At 67.2% G+C, this 3,051-nt stretch carries 1 protein-coding gene and 1 pseudogene; one reads left to right on the top strand and one right to left on the bottom strand.

Going from position 1 to position 3,051, the window contains the following annotated elements; all coding sequences use genetic code 11:
- Positions 1–131: 131 nt before the first annotated feature.
- Positions 132–2,153 (bottom strand): methyl-accepting chemotaxis protein, encoded by a 2,022-nt coding sequence (locus CXK94_RS22135; RefSeq protein ID WP_102895891.1) that lies wholly within the window; start codon positions 2,151–2,153, stop codon positions 132–134.
- A 383-nt stretch (positions 2,154–2,536) separates the two neighbouring features.
- On the opposite strand from CXK94_RS22135, the pseudogene CXK94_RS22130 reads away from it, so the two are divergent.
- Positions 2,537–2,926, top strand: a pseudogene (locus CXK94_RS22130) (MFS transporter); the annotation flags it as partial.
- Between the last annotated feature and the right edge of the window lie 125 nt (positions 2,927–3,051).

Genomic DNA, 3,051 nt, shown 5'->3' with positions numbered 1-3,051 from the left:
CCAGCAGGGCGAAACCAATCTCTCAAGCAACTCGTTAATCGCCAATGAAGGCAAAACTTTCATTCAGCACACCCAAACTTGCCAGTCCGGTGTCAAGCAGCCTGTCCCCATGAAATGCGAAGAACCTGTTTTCAGCCCGCCTTGAAGCGGCTGACGTTCTCCAGCAGCGTGCCGGCCAGGTCGCTCAGGCGGCTGGCGGTGTGGTGGTTGCTGCCCACCGCCACGCCGTTCTCTTCGGCCATGCGCGCGATGGTGGTGACCTGCTGGGCGATCTCGGCGGACGCCGCGCTCTGCTCGCGCAGGGCGTTGGAGATTTCCGCCACGGTGCAGAGCACCTGGTTGGCCGCCTCGCGGATGCCGCCCATGGCCTCGCCGGCGCGCTGGGCGCGGGCCACACCCTCGTTGACCCGCACCACGCCCTGCTCCATGCCCTGCACGGCGCCTTCGGTGCCCTGCTGGATCGCCGCGACCATCCGTGCGATCTCCTGGGTCGAGTTGGCGGTGCGTTCGGCCAGCTTGCGCACCTCGTCGGCGACCACGGCGAAACCACGCCCCTGCTCGCCGGCACGCGCCGCCTCGATGGCCGCGTTGAGCGCCAGCAGGTTGGTCTGCGCGGCGATGTCGCCGATCACCCCGACGATCGCCGAGATCTGCCCGGAGCGCTCGCCCAGCTCGGCGACGGTGCGTGCCGAATCGCTCACCGAGACGGCGATCTGGCTGATTTCATCGACCACCGCGGCGACGATCTCGCCGCCCTGGCGCGACAGCTCGCCGGAACGCTGCGCCAGCGCATCGGCCTCGCCGGCATTGCGCGCGATGCTCTCGATACCGACGGTCATCTGCTCCACCGCCGCCGCCATGCTCGAGGCGGCGTCGCTCTGGCACTGCGAGGCGACATGGATCTGCCCCGATGCGGTCACCAGGTTGCGCGCCGAATCGGCGACGTGGTTGGAGTTGTCCTTGATGCTGCCGATCAGGCGGCGCATGGCATCGGCCATGTGATTGAAACTGCCCGCGACGTGGCGCAGTTCATCGCGGGCAGCCAGCTCGATGCGGGTGGTGAGATCGCCGCCGGCCAGCCGCTCGCTGCCTGCGCGCAGGCAACGGATGCTGGTCATCACCGACAGGTAGGCGCCCGCCGAGAGATAGCCGATCACCGCCAGCACCCCCAGCAGCACGGCGACGTTCCAGTACAGCACGTGCCGGGCCTCGTCGATACGCTGCTGCAGCAAATGGTCCAGGCTGGGCAACAGCACGTCGCGCATTTGCGCGTAGCCGATGGCGATGGTTTCGGTGGTCATGTCGAAGAACTGCGCCGAGGAGGTGCTGGCGAAATCGCCGCGCACGGCGATGTCCTGCACGACCTGCTCGATACGCTCGCCGCGTGCGTGCATGGTGGCAATGGCCTGGCCCAGCCGTTCGCGCAACTCGGGACGCTGCGCCAGGACCTTCTCGATGCTGCGCTCCATCTCGCGCGTCGCCGACCTGACCTCCTCGGTCAGCACGATCAGGGCGGTGCGCTGCTGGTCGTCCATCGCCCCTTTCGCCAGCACCGCCGATGCGCTGCCGCGCAGTCGCCCCAGACGCTCGATCAGGTAGGGCATGCGGTCGACCGCGGCGGTCATCAGGTAGTAGGTCTGCGGCTCGGGGTCGAAGGTCAGGCCGTAGGCATCCGACAGCAGCGTCTGGAAGCCGAGCAGATTGCCGATCAACGCGGTATGCGCCTGGAAGCTCTGCGCCTGCGTCCAGCCCAGGCCGTCGCGCTTGATCTCGACCCAGGCGCGACCGATCGCCTGCCATTGCCCCAGCGCCCGCTCATCCTCGGTCAGCGCGCCATCGAGCTCGGCCATGGCCGCGTCGACGCGACTCTCCAGCGAAGCCCGGCGGCCGGCGTCGGCGACGTTGCCGCCCAGCTGCATCGCCGAGAGGCCCCGATGCTGCTGCGCCAGTTCGACCACCTGGGACAACGGCCGCGACAGCGCCGACGCCACCAGTTCCCGTTCGGAACGCTCGATGGTGCGGTTGAGCTGGTCGGCGAGGGTCAGCATCAGGCTGGCGAAGATGAGGAAGACCAGCAGCCCGAGCAAGCCGAACTTGGCCGGGTAGCTGAGCCGGTTCATCAGCGCCTCGGCAGGAGAAAAGACCAGTTTCATGAAAGGGTTCCCAGGGTCTGTTGAGTTCAGCGCGGCCGTTCAGGCATGTCGCATGGGCTTGCCCGGCCGCGGCAGGCGCATCCGGTTCCGCCAGCAAAATACGGGGGTGACCGTCCGGTCTTCCCTGATCAGAATCAAGCTTGGCCGCAGCTTGGCAGCCCCCGCCACGCGGCCTGTTCGATTGGTCAGAAAACCATCTTCGCCACGCTCCGCAGACACTATTCCGGCGCCGTTCGCTGGCCTTCGGCGAACGCTGCATCCCTGCCGCGTTCCCAGCTCTGGCGTGGCTTCCGGCGCCAGGCCGTCGGTTCGCGCAAGATGCCCTTTACCCGGGCGGCGGGCTGTGAATAATGCGCCCCCTCCCAAGCGATCCGAGGTAGACCATGAGTGCACCGGCCCATGCCGCGACATCCTCTCTTGGCGCGCGTGCCGTGCTGCTGATCGAACTGGCCCTGGCGATGGGCGGTTTCGCCATCGGCACCGGCGAATTCGCGATCATGGGGCTGATGCCGGACGTGGCGCAGGGCCTGGGCATCAGCGAGCCGCAGGTCGGCCACGTGATCAGCAGCTACGCCCTCGGCGTGGTGGTCGGCGCGCCGCTGCTGGCGATCCTCGGCTCACGGCTGTTGCGCCGGCAGCTGTTGCTGCTGCTGATGGGCTTCTTCGCCCTGGGCAATTTCGCCAGCGCCCTGGCGCCGGACTATCACGCGCTGATGGCCGTCCGCTTCGTCACCGGCCTGCCCCACGGCGCCTATTTCGGCGTGGCGATGCTAGCAGGCCGTTGAAAAACTCGGCTTCAACTGCCCCAACCCGTCCGGTTTGGCGCTTTTTCAAGCGCTTTGGCCTAACGGAGTCCAAACAAGGCCTGACTTCAGGCCTTTTTGACAGGTTTCAGCAC

It is taken from the genome of Stutzerimonas stutzeri (assembly GCF_002890915.1).
GTDB classification, from domain to species: domain Bacteria; phylum Pseudomonadota; class Gammaproteobacteria; order Pseudomonadales; family Pseudomonadaceae; genus Stutzerimonas; species Stutzerimonas stutzeri_AF.
The sequence above is the reverse complement of the archived record's forward strand: the minus strand, read 5'-3'. Positions and strand labels throughout refer to the sequence as shown.

Excerpts from the sequence above, each read along its gene's own strand:
- CXK94_RS22135 (WP_102895891.1), bottom strand. The coding sequence starts at position 2,153 with ATGAAACTGGTCTTTTCTCCTGCCGAGGCGCTGATGAACCGGCTCAGC.